The sequence below is a fragment of the Gluconobacter cerinus genome (genome assembly GCF_002723935.1).
Classification (GTDB): Bacteria; Pseudomonadota; Alphaproteobacteria; order Acetobacterales; family Acetobacteraceae; genus Gluconobacter; species Gluconobacter cerinus.
Map to the genome: position 1 here is coordinate 141,632 of NZ_BEWM01000005.1, position 18,912 is coordinate 160,543.

An 18,912-nucleotide genomic window follows, 5' to 3' on the forward strand; every position below is an offset into this window, starting at 1 on the left:
CTCCTGTTGATCAGTGACGGGAGGGAAGAGTGTCGAGCTCTTTGTCCGCAAGGGCACGGCAGGCGTATTCAACGTCGTTCCAGGTGATCGTAAAGCCGCTTTCTGGGCCATAATAAGGATCATCGACGTCTTCACCCTCTCGGCCAGGAATATGGTCGAGCATAAGGGAGAGGCGCGCTCTACTGTCCGAGGGCTGCATATTTTGCAGGTGGGTCAGATGTGAGTGATCGAGCGCAATGATGTGGTCAAAACGGTAAAAATCATCTTCGCAGATGAGGCGTGATCTAAGTGCTGAAGCGTCCAGGCCGTGTTGGCTTGCTACCTTGCAGGCTCTCGGATCTGGTGGATACCCGAGGTGCCAATGTCCAATAGCAGCTGAATCAATATCGAGTTCAAGTTCTCGCCTTTCAGCCTCTCGACGCATGGCAAGTTCAGCGAGTGGAGAGCGGCATATATTGCCAGTGCAGACAAAGAGGAAGCTATTTAAGCGCCGGTTAGCCATATGAAAAATGCCATTGTTGCAATGGAAGTCAGTGTTCCGAAAAACAGGACGGAAGCGATTTCGCGTTCCAGAACGTGATACCGCATTGCCAGAATAACGTTGATGGAGGCACTTGGGATTGCCATCGTCAACACACTTTCCTGAAGGGCCTGCGGGGGAAGGTGCCACGCTCGAGCCAAAGCATAGATTATTCCCGGAATGACAATGTTGCGGATCCCCACAATCGTGCCCACCAGAGGACTAAAACGAACCTGCCGCGTAAAAAGGACGACGCCTGATGCGAACAGAGCTGCTCCTCCCGTCGTATGGCCGAGCAGAAGAAAGGACCCCTTCAGGAATACGGGCAGGAAAGCGCCAGCACTGACGAGCACAAGAGCTAACAGCGGCACCCAGACCACGGGCTCACGGCATGAATGAAGAAGATGCCCTACCAGTTCACGAAGTTCGTTGCGTCTTTCCGTCGTAGTGTCGTGGGCCTGTCGGTTTCCGTGATCGTGCCCCATCAGAATAAGGGTAATGGGTAACTGGATCAGGTTCATCGCTAGGGCGGCGATTGAAATCGGCACACCGCTGGCAGCCCCGAAAATCTGCCCTAAAACTGGGATACCAATAAACGGGACCGAGGGACCGGTGATTGTCATGGCAATGATGGCGGCTTCGCTCAGTCGGCGCTTCAGTGCAAAACGGAATACACTGAAAACGGCAGCATATCCGCCCACCATTGCCAAAAGTATGAGCGCCGCTACCGGACCAGCAGACAGCACCTGAGCTTTGGGCGTGCTCAGAATGGAGACGAAGAGTTCGAGCGGAAGGGCATAGAGCATGACCAGTCGCGTCAGAACGCCTGCCTGCTGGGCATCAAAATCTTTACGGTACGCGGCGAAATAGCCGAAGCCCAGTGTGACCAGAATGGGCAAAATAGCCTGGATGATCGTGAGCAGCAGGTTTGGCGAAGAGGTCATGAGATGCTCATAGAAAGGCAGAAGTTCCAGGTGTCGCTATTCTCTTTCGTAATGACATCGTTATCATCCGTCCATCCCTGCCGCTGGAAGCGATTGACCAAAAAGAGCGGGTGATGTCTTTGTAGAATGCTTTTGCTTCAATTCTTGGTCTGGGCGAACCATGCAATCCATTTTTGACACCTTGCTCAGTTTCATCCTGATGCTACTGGGCTTTATTGTCGCGGCCGTAGCTTTTGTGGAAGTTGCTGCGCGTGCCGTATTGAGTAGCATTGGGATACATGGACAATTTCAGACGGTTCTTCTTCTTTGTCTGTTATGCGCTCTAATTATTGTGGCATTTCGTATTTTTGGACGCTTATTGGCGGTACTTCTGACCGCTGCTTTTGTTGTTTATTTATTGCATTCTCTACTTGGCATTCCACACAATGTCCCTGTCAGGGGCAGCGCGCAGGAGAAGGCAATTACTTTGTGAAGATATGGTGTCCGTGAGAGGAATAGGTTCCTGTTGTAAAATCAATTAGTTGCGTTTTAAAATGGTACTAATGCTAGCACACAGAATCAACGACTTACGGCGAAGTTGTAAAACAAATCTAGCTAACCTCAGTACGTCATTCAGCACATTTTTTCCGGAATTCTTCCATCTGAAGAGCCGATGTGATGAGGTTGGGACAGTCCTGCCGGTGCCCCGGATCTCGGCCGCCATCCCCTTCTGGAAATCGGCCGTCCAGGGGTGCAAGGCAGGACACACAACCTTCAGCCGTGGCTGCGCACACCCAGTCAGTGCCAGGCACAACAAAACAGTCCGCATCACGCCTTCCCCTTGTCCAGAGCATCCAGCAGTTCATCCACAGTCTGCGGAGCATCAGCACCGCGCTGGTCCATGACCTGCTGTTGCGCCACCTGAGATTGAGCTTCCTTAACGTCCTGGTCAGCCGTATCGGCTTTCTGCGATTTGCCCCGGCTCGATAGAGTTCGAGAGCCGACGCCATGCCCACGAGGAGCATGACACCGACAATCGCCAGATTGGCTGTATTCACTGGGCAGGCGCTTCCTTGGCTGACTGACCAGCCGGACCGGCAGCGATGACACGCTCCAGTTCCGTGGCACCTTCCAGCGTTTTAGTCAGAGCAGCATCGAAGGCCGTGATATCGACATGCTCAGCCAGCTTCGACATAGAGGCCGCGAGAACACTCTGAAGGACGAGACCGCCGACGCTGATGCCCTGCTGGACCGAGGGTGTATCAGCCTTGCCCAGAGACTGGTTCACAAGACCTTCAAGGGCCGTCACAGAATCAAAAGCCATTGGTGCTTCTTCCATAAAAAAAGCCGCCTCGATGGGCGGCATTGCATCCGACGGTCTGACAGCTGGGGTGCTGCCTCCTTCGGAGATCTGAGGAATGAGGATAATCGAGCCAGGACCGGCTGAAGGGTTCAGTCAGGTCGGTGCTTTAGGCTTTCCCTTGCTGTCGAGGATCTGCACACCACTGTCTGCGCCGGCCTTTTTCAGAAGTGGCGCTTCGGCCCGCGTCGTCATGACGGCCGTGAGCCCGATCTTATACATGGCGGCGGCATATTTCTGCTCAAAGGCCAGAAAGCTCAGAAGTTGATACGGCCTGACCCAAAGAGATCTGGGAGCCGGAGGGGCAATCCGAGACCGCAGGAAACCACAGACATTCAGCAGCACCGAGGCCAGAACAAGAAACATACCACCCCAGAACAGGACCTGCGGCGGGAGCAGTCCGAAAAGATCAGACCATTGCATGGTTCGCCCCCATGACTGTCCGCTTGCCCAGAAATACGTCCCGTTCATAGGCGCGACGGTTGGTCAGGCCGGCCAACTCGACCAGATGGCCTTTCACGGTCGCCTTGTTCCAGCGTGGCAGTTCATTGGCCGCGCCGGCATAATCCCCGGCATTCAGCTTACGCAGAAGCGTGGAGCTTTCCATGGCCGGTGTGCCGACATTGTATTGCCAGGACAGGAGTGCCGCCCGCTGGACATCCGAGAGCGGAACTTTGACCAGGCGCGACAAGGCAGCATCATAATTCATGACCGACTGGAGCAGCAGACTGGCCGCGTTTGCTTCACTCATGGGCGGCGTTTTGGCCGTGACGGGTTTCCCGGATCTCAGCCAGCGGCTGCCATAGCCGATCGTCCAGTAGCCGGCAGGGCAGACATAAGGCTTTGACCGGAATCCTTCGAAATCGGGCAGCTTTAGAAGCGCCGTGGCCAGCACGACGGCAGTTTCATTCATTTGATGTACTCCCAGAAAGTAAGATTTTACGTCTTCCTAATTTCTTGATTTTGATCTTTAATGATTGGAAATTTTCTTGGGGATTGCTGTGTTTCTTGGGTTAAGTATTGCTGATTCAATTTCTTTTTCTTCATCAATGTTTGCTGGATTTGGAGCGCTTTTGGCATTTTCAGTTGCGAATGGACAAAGAAACCAAGGCGGACAATCTATAGAAATACAAAAATTTATATTAAAAAGAGATGCTTGGAGAAAAATAGCTGAATTAAATGATAGATATGAATATTCAATTCCGAATAGTCTTTATGAAATAAAGTCTGCCCTAGACGAATTAGACATGGTTATGCCTGGATATTCAGATAATTGTCGATATAATATTGATAGATATAATAGCAATACTTCAGGAGTTGATTTTGGAGTTATCAGAATTTCTCTGTATGAATTGAAGATTAAATTACAGAATGATTTGAGTTTGTAATGTTTGTTTCCCGATAGACACCACCAGGTGAGCCACCCCGGATCCAAGGATTGACGTCGCTAGGGTGATCAGCGCCGTGACAACGGCTCCATGACGCGGTCCACCTTGGATCCAAGCGCCTTGATCCCATCTTCCAGATCTTCCTTCAGATCGCTGATCTGAGTGCGCAGGGATGCAATTTCAGAGCGCATTTCAGCCCGCAGATCAGACTGATTGTCGCCAAGAGCGGAGACCAGAGTTTCAAGCTTGAGAACTCGATCTTCCAGAACCCGAATGATCTCGTCCTTACTTGTGGGCGCAAAGAGAGCAGGAGCGGAAGTTTGTGTGTCAGGCATGGTTTTTCCATAAAAAAAGCCACCCGGAGGCGGCTGTCAGAACAGGGGTAGGTATGAGGGCTGGCGATCAGGCCAGGACCGACCGGGTCAGGCCGTGCCGGCAATGCCGTGCTGGTCGTGTCAGTACCGCTGGCAATCGCCGCGATAGCCTTCATCGCGTCGGTGAAGGTGGAGGGATCGAAGAACTCTTGATTGATAAGCTTGGACCGTAATTTCTGGGTTTTGGCGATTTGGTTGACGGTTTTCGGGTAATCTTTCGGTCTGCGTTTTGAGCAGATTGGGGGCTGTTACCCGCTGAATGACTACGCGCTCGCGTTCAATCTTTCGAGGAAGAGGAAGCGGCGCATGTTGTAGACGATATTGGCCAGCCCGATCCTCATGGTGGCTCGGCTGATGCCGACAGTACGGATGAATAGTCCCGTCTGCGATTTCTGATCGGCAAAGACGTGCTCAACACGAGATCGGATCACGGACTTTCCTGCGTTGGATCTCTGGATATGCCGGGACATCGGTTTGAGATGCGGCTTTTTTCTGTGAACCCTCGAGACAAAGCCCTGCTTTTCCATAAAGTCTTCATTGGCTTTGGAGCGATAGGCCGTGTCAGCCCAGACCGTTGAGGATGTATTGCTTTTATCAAGCAAGCCCTCTCTCAATCGCGCGCCGTCACTGGCGGCAGCATCTGTCGTCTTCCATTTACGGATCAGCCGAAATTTCCGATCGGTGGAGATGTGCGACTTGTAACCAAAAAAACGGGATGGCCAGATCCGTTGCGGGCATACTCCCGTCTTCCTGTCGCTACGCTTTCGTGAACTTCAGGGTCCAGCGCGCATGCCTGTCCTTGTGGGACAGCTTTGACGGCTTGTCCTGCCACTCCTGTGGGATCTGTCCTTCCCGAAGATCGTTTTTCTCTGCGTTGGTGTTCCGCTGCTTTGGAGCAGCCACCAGTGTGGCATCCCGGATCTGGCCTGACATCGGTAAATACCCGGCGTTGCGCAGGATTGCGTCAAAGCGGTTGAACAGCCCATCGATCGTACCCGCCTGTGTCAGACGTTCGCGGAACAGTCAGACCGTTTTGGCATCCGGCACCTGATCTGAAAGCTCCAAACCAAGGAAGCGCATAAAGGAGATGCGGTCGTTGATCAGATATTCCGTCCGTTCATCAGACAAATTGTTCAATGTCTGGATCACCAGAATCTTGAACATCAAAACGGGATCAAATGGCGGTCGTCCGCCCTTGCTTCCATCGGAATACGCCAGGGTCTTGTCCAAATCAGGGCGGAACGCTTCAAAATCCACAGTCCGGGAAAACGCTTCGAGCTGATCGCCAAGCCCGCTCAGCCGGGCAAGTCGCTCTTCATCATCAAAGAAACCAGACTGCTTCATCATCCATTCCCTCAATCAATGCAGGAGTGATGGAATCACACAGAGAGACTCAAAACCAGAGGGTTTTTCGAACCCTCCAGATTGAACGCCCACCAGCACCTAAAACACTGGCTTACCTAATCGATCTTTGGATCAAATCGGCTCGGTTCATGTCGTTAGGAAAGAACACGCAGAGGAACTATCGTCGTCTGCTGATGTCGATGCAGAAAGCGCCCTATGCTGACGACTACGTGGAACATTTCCAGACAATCCACCTGCGCCGTTTTGTAGCTGAGTTTGCGGATAGACCAGCGGCTGCCAATCATCGGATCAAATTGTTTCGGATGCTCTTCGATTATGCCGTCGATGACGGCTGGCGCGCAGATAATCCAGCTACTCCGCTCAAGAGATACAAGGAAAAAGCCGATGGGGCGGAAACGTGGTCAGATGATCAGATCCGGCAGTATGAAGATTATTGGCCGAGCGGGTCCGTACAGCGTCGAGCTTTGGCGCTCCTGCTGTACGCGGGGCAGCGTCGCAGTGACGTTGTGAGAATGGAACGGAAGCACCTGCGTGGAGATATTATCGAAGTGACCCAGCAGAAAACGGGAACATCACTGAAGATACCAGTTCACCCTCACCTTATGACTGAATTATTGCAGGCACCGGAAACGGGAAATTTTTTACAGCGTCGTAACGGGTTATCTTTTACGGCCAACGGATTTTACATGCGATTCAAGTCGTGGCGTGACGCTGCAGGTGCCTTAGTCCTCATGGCCTAAGAAAAGCAGCTGGCCGCCGACTTGCAGAAGCTGGGTGCACGCCTCACTAGATCGCCGCGATAACAGGGCACGCAACTTTGTCTGAAGTGGAACAATATGCTCGCGCTGTTGACCAAAAGAAGCTTGCTAGAGAGGCAATGAAACGGATGAGGGCTGTAAAATAAAACTCAAAAACTGTAAAACAGTCTCAGAAAAAGGCAGAAAATGGCGCGTTATTGTTTTTGTGGTGTCCGCGAGAGGATTCGAACCTCCGGCCCCAGGATTCATACCACTTCGACTTTCGCCGCCATGCCCTTGAGCATGTTCGTGGTCTGGACTGTCTCTTCACCACAGCCCCCTAAGCGGCCAAGGTGTCACCCGTACAGTCTCTACACCTTCTTTCCAACCAATGCGGAAAGCTTGGCTCGGGATTGGCACGGTTCAAATGAACCAGAGCGTTCCCCGAATTTGAGTGAATCCACCATGAAGTTTCCTGTCATGGCGCCCAATTCAGACCTTAGGAATCCTGTGCTCTATCCTGCTGAGCTACGCGGACACACGAGGAACTAGTTATCCTAAGATGCTTTCACCTGCAAGCAGCGCTCTGGATAGCCTTAACATTGAAAAAAAATGTTATTATTTTGCAAACTAAATATGATATCAGTGAAGCGGAAACGTTATTCATTCCGTAATTTAATTATCAAATTAACATAAAAACGTAAATCATATTTCCAATTATCGGGTTTTTGGCGTATTTATATGTCTAAATTTGGAGGCGAAAATGTAAGAACATTCTTGCACTTTCGTGTTGTCTGTGGTTCCAGTCATCCCTGTCTACATAGTTTTTTGATATCAAACTTTCAGAAGTGCCTGTGTCAAAAGCTGTCTCTGATGAAGTGCCATAGTCTTGGCTTATCCTGTGGATAGGTTGAGAAAGTAGTACGTAGCTGGGTGGTATATCTTTGCCTCAATGTATGAGTGTGAAGAATTGCTATCCTCGAAATAGACCCCTCCATAAAGATTTCAAGAAATCTTCTGATGGGGTGTGGTTGCTGAACATTATCAGCGCCTGGGTAGGGAGGATGGTAATGCCACAGCCTGTTCCTACAGCGAGCGTTTTGAAACGCCTGTTTCAGGGCTGTTAGGGTTGAGGGTTGCTAGCCATGGTTTCGCATCGAATATCTGATCGAGATAGTCTGCGTCCTTTTCATGCGTTTCGGTCTGACTGCGGGTATTGATGGGTATGACTAAGATGCTTTCAAGTTCAGTGCGCCAGGCCCGCGAAGCAGACCCTACACTTCTCCGTCTCAAGCTTATTGGGCAAATGGAAGCGCGCACCCTGACGGGGGAGAGTGTTCTTCCTGTTGGGGGTAAAACGCGCGCGCTTCTGGCTATTCTGGCTCTGTCTGACAGAAAGCCCGTCCTTCGTTCCCGACTGGCTGAACTGCTATGGAGTCGTCGGCCAGAAGATATGGCGCGCGCTTCATTACGGCAGGAAATTCACCGTCTTTTGGACGCTCTGAGCCCTTTGGGCGTCGAGATCATAGATGTGCAGCGGCATTCTCTTATGCTGAAGCCTGCTCTGACGTCTGTGGACGCTGAACGTATCCTCACGGCCAGTGTCAGGACCATCGACAGTATCCCTGCGCCAGAGGAAGTGCTGCTTGGGGAGCTTAGCGGAATCGATGTTGCACTGGACGAGTGGCTCAGTCAGCAGCGTGCACGGCTCTCACATCATCTTCTCGGGCTCTACGAAGGCTGTCTGCGCGAGTTGACTGACCCAGAGCAGGTTGATGACGTTACGGATCGTCTTCTCAAGGTTGATGCCCTGAATGAGGCCGCATGGCGGGCCAAGATTCAAAGTGCTTTGCGTCGCGGTGAGCAGGCAAGGGCTGTTCTCCTGGCGGAGCAGGCCGTGCGAGCCTTTGGGCAGGAAGAGGGGCATGTGGCAGGCCCTGTTACCCAAGCGTTAATTTCCAGTGTTCTGAAGGCAGCAGGGCTCGAGCCGAGCATTGGGACTGCAGGTATTGCCGAGCTAGATGGCGCTTCTGTGCTATTTTCAGGCAACGACGATACTCTTGCTGTTCCTATAGGCGCGCAGCGTACAGATCCAATGCTGGCATTGCCGCTTCATCTTTCGCAGATGGCAGCCGGGCAATCCCGAAAGATTTCCCTGCTTGTATTGTCTCCGTTTGCTGCGGACGGTTTGAAAGATGCCGAGTTAAAGTGCGCGACCAGCTTGAGCGATCAGTTTGAACTCCTGTTCGTTCATGTCGATACTTTTGATATTGTGGCGAAGCCTGAAGGTTTCGTTCCAGACCCGGCGAACCCTCTTGCATCCTATCGCGGCCTCGGCGCCGATTATGTCGTGACTGGCGCGGTTCGGGCCGGTGCTTCTGATAATGCTTTCCGGCTAATCCTGAAGGTTCTGGATGTTCGGGCTGGTGGATTTATCGTCTGGGGCACTTACTACGATCTGCCGGATCTGGACCCGATGTCAGTCAGCAACGGACTGATGGGGCCTGCAACGGCAATGCAGTGGGGCCTTCTCCTTGCGGAGGCACGCCGCACGGCGAACCGCGCAGACAGTGAACTCTCTGCTCTGGGTAAAGCGACCAGGGTTTTTATGTTGCTGTTGAAGCGGGACAATGCCCTGTTCCCGAGGATTAGTCAGCTTCTTGACGCTGCGGGGATCGAAGATCCGCGGGAAGGTACCGTGGCCGTGATGCAGGTACTCTACTGCCTGATCCGCTACGAAAATGACTGGAGTGCGGCGGGAACAGCATTGCTCGCGCGTGGTATCGAGTTTGCGCGCCTGTTGGTGAATCTCAAGCCGGATGCGCCTGGGATGGCCATTCTTTTGTCCACGCTGCTGATGCACGATCCGGCATCTGTGCCTCTGGCACGTTCCATCATGCGGATGTGTGAGAAGTCTATGGCTGGGGCTTCAAGCATGCATAACATGCACGATGTGCTGCTATGCCGCGTCCTGTTGCATGTTCTGGATGGAAACCTGGCTGAGGCGGCCGCGGTAGCAGGAAAGCTGCGTCACAATCCGTATCATTCTCCACTTTCAACACTGATCAGACCGTTTTTCATGATGGTCATGATGTTGGGTGGAGAACGTCAGGACGTCATTGAAATGGGGCGTCTGATGGCTGGGCTGCACCCCAACTACTCGAGCACGCTGGTCTATTATCTGGCAGCTCTGGTGCTTGAAGGCGAAAGTGCTGAGGAAATCCAGCAGGTTCGACAGCATTTGCACCGTCTGGTTCCGGATCTGACAATTGAGAAGATTTTGAGTCGTTTTCCGTATCTGAGTGCGTCCAAAAAGGCGGAGCTGCGGCAGGCTTTCAGCTCAACAGGTCTTTTATAAAGCGCTCATGTGCAGGTAGGGCGCTTGGCCTTACCGGATGAGCGCGATATGAACACGGAATTGATGTTGCCCGGATTCAGGTTTCGCCAGTCTGTCTCCATGCCCGTGACGGCCCTGGCCCGGCCCGCAGGACCACCATGATGTCTCGTATGCAGATGATTGTTTCCAGCTCTTCCCGCCGTTCAGCGCTTCGGACGGCCGTGGGCATTCTTGCCCTCGGTACAGTTGCTGCCTGTGGCGGCGCTCGCGATCCCAGCAGCCTTACTGCGCCCCGCAATCATCTGCTCGGCGTTGATCGTGGGGCAGAAGGTGGCGCTGACCAGCTCAAGGGCGGCGTTAATGCCTATCTGTGGCGTGGCGCGATCGATACGCTTTCGTTTATGCCGCTGGCTTCCGCCGACGCAGTCGGGGGTGTCATTCTGACGGACTGGTATCAGCCGCCATCCAGCAAGGGCGAGCGCTTCAAGATTGCTGCGTATGTGCTTGACCGCCGTATGCGTTCTGACGCGCTTCGCGTGTCGGTATTCCGGCAGGTGTTTCAGGACGGCGAATGGCAGGATACTCCGGTTTCAGCCACGACCACGTCTGACATTACGACCCGTATCCTGACCCGCGCCCGCCAGTTGCGTGCAGAAAACGGCGAACAGGGTAACTGAGTTAGACATGAGCGACACGACACATACGGCTTTCGATTTTCAGTCCCGGGAGCCGTTCTGGCAGGCAGAGTGGAAACAGCGGAATGTATTTGCTGTTCCAGATGTGCCTCCGGCTGATCGGCCAAAGTATTACGTTCTGGAGATGTTTCCGTACCCCTCCGGCCAGCTGCATGTTGGCCATGTGCGGAATTATACGCTTGGAGACGTCGTAGCCCGTTATAAGCGCGCACGAGGGTTTTCGGTGCTTCATCCCATGGGATGGGATGCTTTTGGACTGCCCGCTGAGAATGCAGCGCGGGAACGTAATGTGCATCCTGGCAAGTGGACGATGGAAAACATCGCCACAATGCGCGGCACGCTGCAACGTCTCGGCTTTTCCTTGGACTGGGACCGCGAAATCGCGACCTGTCTTCCGGAATATTATGGCAAGCAGCAGAAACTGTTTCTGGACATGCTCGCCGGTGGTCTGGTTGAGCGCCGGGATTCGTCTGTAAACTGGGACCCGGTCGATGAGACGGTTCTGGCCAATGAGCAGGTTGTCGAGGGACGCGGATGGCGGTCCGGAGCGCTGATTGAGAAAAAAGTTCTTTCTCAGTGGTTTCTGAAAATCACCAAATTTGCTCAGCCGCTGCTTGATACGCTGGGGCAGCTGGATCGCTGGCCGGAACGCGTGCGGACGATGCAGGAACGCTGGATTGGGCGTTCAGAGGGCGCGCGTGTCCGTTTTGCTCTTCATAGCCCGCCGTCGGGCTTCGACATTGAGCTGGATGGTATCGAAGTCTTCACGACCCGGCCGGATACGCTGTTCGGATTGAGCTTCGTTGGTATTGCCGCGGATCATCCGCTGGCAGCCAAGGTCGCGCGGACCAATCCTGCTGCGGCTGAATTTATTGAAGAATGCCGTCGTCTTGGAACATCCGAAGAGGTGATTGAGGCTGCTGAAAAGCGTGGCTTCGATACGGGTCTTCGCGTCAGCAATCCTTTGAATCCAGATCAGACGGCGCCTGTCTGGATCGCCAATTTCGTGTTGATGGATTATGGCACGGGGGCGGTCTTTGGGTGCCCGTGTGGCGACCAGCGTGATCTTGATTTTGCTCACAAGTATGATCTCGCCGTGCCGCAGGTTCTGCTGCCCGATGGTGAAGATGCTGAGACATTCCGCATTGGCCGGAAGGCTGTCTCGGGCGAAGCCACGCTCTACAATTCGGGATTCCTTGACGGTCTGGCTGTTGCAGTCGCCAAAAAAACAGTCATCGAGCGTCTTGAAGGCATGGGCGTTGGGCATGGCGTCGTAAACTGGCGTCTGCGGGACTGGGGAATTTCCCGTCAGCGCTACTGGGGCTGCCCGATTCCCATTATTCACTGTGAGAAGTGTGGTGCAGTTCCGGTTCCGGATGATCAGCTGCCAGTCGTCCTGCCAGAAGATGTGACATTTGATCGGCCGGGCAACCCGTTGGATCATCATCCGACCTGGAAGCACGTTTCCTGCCCAAGCTGCGGGTCTGCCGCCACGCGTGAAACAGACACGTTCGACACGTTTGTGGACAGTTCCTGGTACTTCGCCCGCTTTACCAGCCCGCACGCGCCGACGCCGACCGTACCGGCTGCGGCTGATGGCTGGCTGCCCGTCGATCAGTATATTGGCGGCATTGAACATGCGATCCTCCATCTGCTCTATGCGCGCTTCTTTACCCGCGCCATGCATGAGACGGGGCACTTGGGTCTGGATGAGCCGTTTGACGGCCTCTTCACTCAGGGTATGGTCACGCACGAAAGCTACAAGGACGGGGCAAACTGGCTCTATCCGGAAGAAGTCGAGCGTCGCGGTGATGTGGTTGTCCGACGTGACACGGGAACGCCCATTCAGGTCGGACGCTCTGAAAAAATGTCCAAGTCCAAGCGCAATACGGTTTCTCCGGTAGAGATTATTGAGCGTTTTGGTGCTGATACGGCGCGGTGGTTTGTTCTGTCTGACAGTCCTCCAGAGCGTGACATGGAGTGGACAGCGTCCGGCGTAGCTGCTGCGGCCCGGTTTGGGCAGCGCCTGCATCGTCTGGTTTCCGCTGTGGCTGCGGCTGATCCGATTGACAGTGCGCATGGCTCGGCTGGAGATGATCTGCGCCGTGCTACGCATCGTGCGATTGCAGCCGTCACAGAGGCTTTGGAAGCGTTCACGCCGAACGTCGCAGTGGCTCGATTGCATGAGCTGACCTCCGCTCTGGCAGAGGTGCAGGGCAAAGAGGGGGGTGGTTTCGCTGCTGCACGACGGGAGGCTGCCTCCGCGCTGTGCCTGCTGTCTGCACCAATGATGCCGCATCTTGCTGAAGACATGATGGCGGTTCTCGAACCTGGTGGTGAACTCGTTGTGGATCGGGCATGGCCCGAGGCGCAGGATGAGTGGCTTGCAGTTCAGAGCGTCACGATTGGTGTGCAGGTGCTTGGAAAGCTTCGTGGAACAATCCAGGTGCCACCAGATGCGCCGAAGGATGACGTTCTCGCTGCGGCGAAGGCTGAGCCTAATGTTGCCCGGGCCCTTGAGGGCAAACGTCTGGTGAAGGAAATCCACGTTCCCAACCGGATCGTCAATTTTGTGGTAGCAGGCTGATCGTGAAACGTCGCAGTTCCCTGACCCTTTCTGCGTTCCTTCTGCTGGGAGGGTGTGGTTTCACCCCTCTCTACGGCAAGATGGATACGAAAACCGATATTTCGGCTGAACTCGCACAGGTTTACGTCGCGAATATTCCGGGAAGATATGGTCAGGAACTGCGACTGGCCTTGCAAAAAAATCTTGCAGGTGCCGGTCCTGAAAATCCTCAGCATTATATGCTGCGGGTCAATTCCGGTGCCAACAGTGAAGCCATTGATATTCACCAGGACAATACAGCGGGGCGTATCCGTGTTTCTGGTTCAGCGCACTGGCAGTTGTTTACGGTGGAACAGTCTCCCCAGTTAATCACGCAGGGAGATGCGACAACGCTTGACGGTTATAGTGGCAGCTTTGAACAGTATTTTGCTCAGACGCTGAATGACGAAACGACCAAGGGACGTGTTGCGGATACCTTGGCTCAAAGTCTCACACAGCAGCTCGCCGTCTGGTTCCGCTCCCATAACATGCCGTCCAATGCGGCACCTGTTGATATGCCGAGGTATATCAACACGGACAGAATGCCGTCCGATAACGGGTCTGCGACGGATCGCGTTGGCGTGGATGGCTTCCCGGCCTCCGCGACGGGACGTCTCTCTCAAGGCACCACAAGCAATTAATGAAAATTGAGGCCCGTAACATTGGCCGTGCCCTGTCCGATGCCGGAACATGGCGCGCCATTCTTCTTCACGGCGAAGACACGGGGCTAATACGGGAAAGAGCGGCTCAGGCCGTGCGGCTCGTTGCAGAGACGCTGGACGATCCATTCCGCGTCTCCCAACTCGATCGCGAGACGCATGATCGTCTTGAGGAAGAGGGGACTGCCCTTTCGTTGATCGGTGGTCGGCGTGTTGTGTGGGTTCGCAGTAGCACAGACGCCCTGACCCCCATGCTGACGCGTGCTCTGGAAGTCTCGACAGACACGTTGATTGTGATTGAGGCACCCGGTCTTACGTCACGATCCACGCTGCGTGCTTTCGCCGAGCGGCACAAAGAAATGGCATCGATTGCCTGTTATCCTGAGGAGGGGCGGGCGTTATCCCAGACGGTGACGGATGCTTTGTCCCAGGCCGCAGTTTCCATTGATCGGGATGCTTTGACTTGGCTTATGGGACGGCTGGGGGCAGATCGAAGCGGTGTTCGCGGTGAGATCGAGAAGCTTGTTCTCTATGCAGGGCCAAACGGTCGGCTTGATCTTGATGCTGTTCAGGACTGCGTGGGTGATGCGGGAGGGAGTTCTCTGGAAGATGCGGTCTTCGCCGCGTTGTCCGGCCATCGGGCAGAGGCAGATCAGGCTCTGGAGCGCGCTTTGGCCGATGGGGCTAATCCCGTAGCGGTTGCGCGTGCAGTATTAAGCGTGCTGACGCGGCTTCAGAAAGTGGCACTTGCAGTTAAGGCTGGCCAAGGCCGCGCAGAAGCCATGAAAGCGCTCAAGCCGCCAATCTTCTTTAAACGGACTGCTGCGTTTAATCAGGCTCTGGACCGTTGGTCTGTCGCGGCACTGAGCCGGGCTGCACGCGAAACGCAAGCTTTTGAGCTGGCCTGCAAGCAGAGTGGTGCACCTGATCTGGCACTTTGCCGACGTCATATCTCGGCGCTGTGTGGCATCTGGAAAGTCTGAGTTTCAAGCGTCTGCATCAAGTGGATGGGTTGTTAGTATTGTAGATATGGAAAACGGCGGAGTTGAGCTCCGCCGTTTTGCGTTCCGGCTTAGAAGCGCGCAGACACATCCAGATAATAATAGCCGCCAGCAATACCGAGCTGGTTGGTGCTCATGTAATACTTGGGCGCACCAAGATAGCGGTTTTCCTTTGGCACGACGGAGGGGTACGCAGCGAAGATGTTGTTGCCGCCAATCGTCGCACTCCAGCGCGTGTTGATGTTGTAGGTTACAGACGCATTGGTGGTCCATTTAGGTGCGTTCTGGAACTCACGATAGTTCGTTGTCGAGAACGCGTTCGGGCCAGTGTAATAGGTCAGGTTTGATGTCGTCTGGCCATAGCGGATTTCGTGAACTGCAACGGCCCACGTATTGTTGGGGGAGTGCCAGCGACCGCCAAAGATGATCTTGGAGCGCGGGTAGGCTGTCGTCAGATAGGCGAGAGTAGGGATGGTCAGCAGGTTTGCACCGCTGGTGGTCGTACCCTGATGGCGCAGGCGCGTCCGGTTCAGGTTGATGGCAACGTCCCAGTCCACATGACCGAAGCGGCCGAACTCGCTTGGGTAAGTTGCATTGATGTCCAGGCCCTGTGTGCGGGTCGTGGCGACGTTCGCGAACCAGTAAGCTGACAACTGGCCAGCACCCCAGTTTTCGGAACCTGACGGCAGTGGGAAACCGTTTGCGTAGAGGGCCTTATACGCCTGTGAACCGTAGATCGTTCCGCCTGGCTGGATACGATCACGCAGATCAATTTGATAGGCGTCGACCGTGACGTGAAGCTTACGGATCGGCTCAACGATGATGCCGCCTTCGACGCTAGTGGCCTGCTCCGGCTTCATCTGTGAAGCGCCGTTGGCCAATGCACCAGTGGAGTTGGCTGCAATCAGGCCGCGAGCTGCTGTTGGGGAGACGGCAAGCGCGGAGTAATGCTGCTGGGCCAGTGTCGGGGCATGGAAGCCACTGCTGAATGTTCCGCGAACAGCAAACCGCGGGCTGAAGTCGTAGCGTGTGGAGACTTTGCCGGTTTTGGCGTTTCCAACATCTGTATAGTGCTCGACGCGGCCTGCCAGATCGACCTGCCAGTTCTTCATCAAGTGTGTAGAAATATCGACGTATCCAGACGCGACATCACGGGACCAGTTGCCTGCATTGTAAGTTGTCGTGCCGGGGATGCCGTCAGCGCCTGTGCCCGCAATGCTGTCTGCGGAGCCGGTGCCCATGGAATAGGATTCATAGCGATACGCTGCGCCACCGGCGACGTTGATGCTGTGAGGCCAGAAAGAGAAGTTGAACTTCCGGGACAGATCGAAACTGCTCGTCCACTGGGAGTTGTTATATCCCTGCGCATTGTAAAAGTTCGTAGGTGTCCGGCCGTCGGCTTTGTAAACGGCGCTGTTAATCGTGCTGAGCGCATCAAACCGATCAAAGTCACGGCCATACACTGTGGAAAGATCCCAGTGCCAGCCAGCCAGCATACCCTTGAAACCAGCTGTCAGTTCGTAATCGTTTTCTTCCAGCCCAAGGATCGGCGAATAGCCATACGGGTATTTTGCGGCGTATCCGGGATAGGCGCTCAGGGTCGAGGGCAAGCGATAGTTCTGGTAGGATTCCGCATGCCGATGGGCATAGGTTGCACTGGCATAGGCCTGAACAGTCTCGGTGATGTCGTAACCTGCAGTGATGGCGACGCTCTCACGTGTCTGTTCGGGCTGGCTCAGCACCTGGTTGGTATACTGGTTGGTACGATTGTCTTTACCGGACCGGAACGCGTGGTCCTGATGCACAAAATCGCCACCGATATGCACATAGCCACGGTTATTCAGATTGAATCCGCCATCCAGATACACACCCTGCTGGAAGCCATCTCCCTCGCTGGTGATGCCGGTGTTGGAGCGCATGCTCAGTCCGTGGTCCTGCTTCTTGGTGATGATGTTCACCACGCCAGCGATCGCGTCCGAACCGTACTGGGCTGATGCGCCGTCACGCAGAACTTCAATGTGATCGATCATGGACATGGGCAGCATGTCGATATCAACCGGGGTTGCGCCCTGAGACGGCCCCGGATCGGCATAAATATTGGCCGTCGTATGACGACGCTTGCCATCCACGAGCACAAGGGTTTCGTTCGGGTTCAGGCCACGCAGGGCGATGGTGTCCGTGAGGGCGCCAGCGTCGAAGCCTGCTGTCGGGACCGTCAGCGACGGCAGCAGGAGGGAGAGGGCATCGCGAAGGGTTGGCTGGCCCGTTGACGTGATCTGGCGGCTTGAAACAACATCGATCGGAGAAATCGAATCCCGTGCTTTCTTGCCGAACTCACGCGTTCCCGTGACGATCACAGCATCAGTGCCGCCAGAGACGTCCTTGGCGTGTGCGGGAGCGGCATTGCGGACTGCCTGGCTCTTGGCTTTTTTGTGATGGGTGTCCGCTGTCGGGACGGCTGCGCATAGTCCTGCAACCGGCATCATGAGGGAGGAGCCAAGAAGTGTGGTACCAAGGAGTCCCAGATGTCGGGAAGAAAAGCGTACAGCCACGATTTAACGATCTCACGAGAGTGTATTGATAATTCGACAATCTGATGTCGTGTATCGTTTTGGTCAACGCAATTTCTTGCAGTTTGATAACATTCCCGAAAATTGTGTCCTGGTGTTGCTTCATTCCCTCAGTTGAGGCGTTGCTCTTTGACTGACCACTTGGAGCTTGAACAGTGAAGCGTCGTCATTTTCTGCGTGCAGCATCGGTTGCGCCCGCCTCTCTCGCTGCATCCTCTCTTGTATCCCAACCCGCCTGGGCTGATGGAAACGAAGACCGGGGAACAGGCCCGTCCGGTGTATTCGAAGTGGTGGCCCGGTTTGATGGACCAGGGCCTTCGGGTGTCGTGGTTCTGCCAGATGGTCGCATTTTCGTTGGTTTTCCGCGTCATGCAGTTGACCATAAGGGTGCGACCCTCGGTGAACTCGTGAAGGGAAGGGTGGTTCCTTATCCTTCGGCCGAGGAAAGTATGCCCGGCAGCCGCGCTGCCGCGGATTGCCTTGTGTCCATTCATGGCATGACGCTGGACGCAAAAGGCAGGATCTGGGCGATTGATGATGGCAAAAGAGCCGGTCACCCGCTGGCGCCAGGGGCTGCCAAGATCATTTGTATTGATCCGCAGACCAACACGATTGTTCACAGGCTTATCCTGAAAGCGCCGGCGCTTTTGCCGGACAGTCATATGAATGATCTGCGTGTGTCCTTGTCTCATGGAGCGCAAGGCACAGTGTTCGTGACGGATTCTTCATTCGGGACGAAGCCGGGACTTGTGGTGGTGGATGTCGCGACGGGGCAGGCGCGTCGTGTCCTGACGCAAAGCAAGGCCATTCTGGCGGAACAGGGCTTTCTGGCAATTGTGGAGGGCGAGCCCCGCCGATATATTCCCGGCAAGCCTCAGCTTGTTTCGGGAGGTGTGGATGGTATCGCCATCACAAAGGACGAGCAGCGTCTGTACTTCTCGCCTCTGACAAGTCGCCGTCTTTACAGCTTGCCCGTTGCTCTGCTCGCAGATGTCTCATCGGATGACGCAACGCTTGAGCCAGCGATCAGGGATGAAGGTGAGAAAGGGGTGGCGGATGGCCTCGATTTCGACCGGCATGATCGCCTTTACACGACCAACTACGAACACGACTGTATCTTGCGACGCGATCCGGATGGCAGTTTCAAGATGATGCTGCGGGACCCGCGCGCGCTCTCGCCGGATGGTATTTTTGCATCCGACAATTATGTTTACTGCACGTTTGGTCAGTGGAACCGGCTGGCGTCTTTCAATGAAGGCAAAGACCGGCGCGTTCCGCCCTATCTGCTGGTCCGGTTCCCGATTGAAGAGCCGGAAGCCTACAATGCCCTACCCGAGGGGGCACCATCCAAAGCCGGGACACCGGGGGATTAAAATAG

At 54.7% G+C, this 18,912-nt stretch carries 16 protein-coding genes and 1 pseudogene; 9 read left to right on the forward strand and 8 right to left on the reverse strand.

All coding sequences use genetic code 11. From position 1 onward, the window contains the following. Nucleotides 1–10 precede the first annotated feature (10 nt). Nucleotides 11–502: a low molecular weight protein-tyrosine-phosphatase gene (locus GCE01_RS12495; protein ID WP_099213157.1), complete on the reverse strand. Its 492-nt coding sequence runs from the start codon at nt 500–502 to the stop codon at nt 11–13. Next, complete coding sequence (locus GCE01_RS12500; RefSeq protein ID WP_099213158.1) at nt 484–1,464, reverse strand: AEC family transporter; 981 nt, start codon at nt 1,462–1,464, stop codon at nt 484–486. The genes GCE01_RS12495 and GCE01_RS12500 overlap by 19 nt, the downstream gene beginning before the upstream one ends. Before the next feature lie 160 nt (nt 1,465–1,624). Here GCE01_RS12500 and GCE01_RS12505 point away from each other — a divergent pair, with 160 nt between their 5' ends. After that, on the forward strand, nt 1,625–1,936 hold the full coding sequence (locus tag GCE01_RS12505; RefSeq protein WP_099213159.1) for a hypothetical protein: 312 nt from the start codon (nt 1,625–1,627) through the stop codon (nt 1,934–1,936). A 561-nt stretch (nt 1,937–2,497) separates the two neighbouring features. Here GCE01_RS12505 and GCE01_RS12515 read toward each other — a convergent pair. The 3 genes from GCE01_RS12515 to GCE01_RS12525 form a co-directional block, all read right to left on the reverse strand. Beyond that, entirely contained in the window at nt 2,498–2,767 is a 270-nt protein-coding gene (locus tag GCE01_RS12515; protein ID WP_145995800.1) for a hypothetical protein, read from the reverse strand. A 132-nt stretch (nt 2,768–2,899) separates the two neighbouring features. Beyond that, nucleotides 2,900–3,226, reverse strand: coding sequence for a hypothetical protein (locus GCE01_RS12520; protein WP_099213162.1), 327 nt, complete (start codon nt 3,224–3,226; stop codon nt 2,900–2,902). Continuing rightward, entirely contained in the window at nt 3,213–3,716 is a 504-nt protein-coding gene (locus GCE01_RS12525; RefSeq protein ID WP_099213163.1) for a lysozyme, read from the reverse strand. The genes GCE01_RS12520 and GCE01_RS12525 overlap by 14 nt, the downstream gene beginning before the upstream one ends. 76 nt (nt 3,717–3,792) lie before the next feature. On the opposite strand from GCE01_RS12525, the gene GCE01_RS16705 reads away from it, so the two are divergent. Further along, a complete protein-coding gene (locus GCE01_RS16705) occupies nt 3,793–4,191 on the forward strand; it encodes a hypothetical protein (protein WP_145995801.1) in 399 nt (132 codons plus the stop codon). Between the two features lie 68 nt (nt 4,192–4,259). Here the strand turns inward: GCE01_RS16705 and GCE01_RS12530 are convergent, their stop codons facing one another. Both GCE01_RS12530 and GCE01_RS12535 read right to left on the reverse strand, forming a co-directional pair. Then, nucleotides 4,260–4,526 (reverse strand): hypothetical protein, encoded by a 267-nt coding sequence (locus GCE01_RS12530; RefSeq protein ID WP_099213164.1) that lies wholly within the window; start codon nt 4,524–4,526, stop codon nt 4,260–4,262. 302 nt (nt 4,527–4,828) lie between these two features. Further along, nucleotides 4,829–5,912: pseudogene (locus GCE01_RS12535) on the reverse strand (IS5 family transposase). A gap of 23 nt (nt 5,913–5,935) precedes the next feature. Between GCE01_RS12535 and GCE01_RS12540 the strand changes: the two are divergent. The 6 genes from GCE01_RS12540 to holA all read left to right on the forward strand — a co-directional run bounded on the left by GCE01_RS12540 (nt 5,936) and on the right by holA (nt 14,946). Further along, complete coding sequence (locus GCE01_RS12540; RefSeq protein ID WP_145995802.1) at nt 5,936–6,670, forward strand: site-specific integrase; 735 nt, start codon at nt 5,936–5,938, stop codon at nt 6,668–6,670. A gap of 1,216 nt (nt 6,671–7,886) precedes the next feature. After that, nucleotides 7,887–10,025, forward strand: a complete 2,139-nt coding sequence (locus GCE01_RS12545) for a hypothetical protein (RefSeq protein WP_099213166.1) — start codon at nt 7,887–7,889, stop codon at nt 10,023–10,025. A 74-nt stretch (nt 10,026–10,099) separates the two neighbouring features. Beyond that, the gene (locus GCE01_RS12550) at nt 10,100–10,681 is read left to right on the forward strand and encodes a DUF3576 domain-containing protein (RefSeq protein WP_080951478.1); all 582 of its coding nucleotides are present in this window, start codon (nt 10,100–10,102) and stop codon (nt 10,679–10,681) included. 7 nt (nt 10,682–10,688) lie between these two features. Continuing rightward, entirely contained in the window at nt 10,689–13,286 is a 2,598-nt protein-coding gene (gene leuS / locus GCE01_RS12555; RefSeq protein WP_099213167.1) for a leucine--tRNA ligase, read from the forward strand. Between the two features lie 2 nt (nt 13,287–13,288). Further along, nucleotides 13,289–13,945 carry a hypothetical protein gene (locus tag GCE01_RS12560; RefSeq protein WP_099213168.1) on the forward strand — a complete coding sequence of 219 codons (657 nt, stop codon included), beginning with the start codon at nt 13,289–13,291 and terminating at the stop codon, nt 13,943–13,945. Next, nucleotides 13,945–14,946, forward strand: a complete 1,002-nt coding sequence (gene holA / locus GCE01_RS12565) for a DNA polymerase III subunit delta (RefSeq protein WP_099213169.1) — start codon at nt 13,945–13,947, stop codon at nt 14,944–14,946. Before GCE01_RS12560 ends, holA begins: the two co-directional genes overlap by 1 nt. 89 nt (nt 14,947–15,035) lie before the next feature. On the opposite strand, the gene GCE01_RS12570 is transcribed toward holA, so the two are convergent. Then, nucleotides 15,036–17,450, reverse strand: a complete 2,415-nt coding sequence (locus GCE01_RS12570; protein WP_408735628.1) for a TonB-dependent receptor plug domain-containing protein — start codon at nt 17,448–17,450, stop codon at nt 15,036–15,038. Between the two features lie 239 nt (nt 17,451–17,689). Here GCE01_RS12570 and GCE01_RS12575 point away from each other — a divergent pair, with 239 nt between their 5' ends. Further along, complete coding sequence (locus tag GCE01_RS12575; RefSeq protein ID WP_099213171.1) at nt 17,690–18,907, forward strand: L-dopachrome tautomerase-related protein; 1,218 nt, start codon at nt 17,690–17,692, stop codon at nt 18,905–18,907. Nucleotides 18,908–18,912 lie beyond the last annotated feature (5 nt).

What these genes read in the sequence shown, in the direction of transcription:
- GCE01_RS12495 (WP_099213157.1), bottom strand. Translation starts at nt 502, where the DNA reads ATGGCTAACCGGCGCTTAAATAGCTTCCTCTTTGTCTGCACTGGCAAT.
- GCE01_RS12500 (WP_099213158.1), bottom strand. Translation starts at nt 1,464, where the DNA reads ATGACCTCTTCGCCAAACCTGCTGCTCACGATCATCCAGGCTATTTTG.
- GCE01_RS12505 (WP_099213159.1), top strand. Translation starts at nt 1,625, where the DNA reads ATGCAATCCATTTTTGACACCTTGCTCAGTTTCATCCTGATGCTACTG.
- GCE01_RS12515 (WP_145995800.1), bottom strand. Translation starts at nt 2,767, where the DNA reads ATGGCTTTTGATTCTGTGACGGCCCTTGAAGGTCTTGTGAACCAGTCT.
- GCE01_RS12520 (WP_099213162.1), bottom strand. Translation starts at nt 3,226, where the DNA reads ATGCAATGGTCTGATCTTTTCGGACTGCTCCCGCCGCAGGTCCTGTTC.
- GCE01_RS12525 (WP_099213163.1), bottom strand. Translation starts at nt 3,716, where the DNA reads ATGAATGAAACTGCCGTCGTGCTGGCCACGGCGCTTCTAAAGCTGCCC.
- GCE01_RS12530 (WP_099213164.1), bottom strand. Translation starts at nt 4,526, where the DNA reads ATGCCTGACACACAAACTTCCGCTCCTGCTCTCTTTGCGCCCACAAGT.
- GCE01_RS12545 (WP_099213166.1), top strand. Translation starts at nt 7,887, where the DNA reads ATGGGTATGACTAAGATGCTTTCAAGTTCAGTGCGCCAGGCCCGCGAA.
- leuS (WP_099213167.1), top strand. Translation starts at nt 10,689, where the DNA reads ATGAGCGACACGACACATACGGCTTTCGATTTTCAGTCCCGGGAGCCG.
- holA (WP_099213169.1), top strand. Translation starts at nt 13,945, where the DNA reads ATGAAAATTGAGGCCCGTAACATTGGCCGTGCCCTGTCCGATGCCGGA.
- GCE01_RS12570 (WP_408735628.1), bottom strand. Translation starts at nt 17,450, where the DNA reads ATGATGCCGGTTGCAGGACTATGCGCAGCCGTCCCGACAGCGGACACC.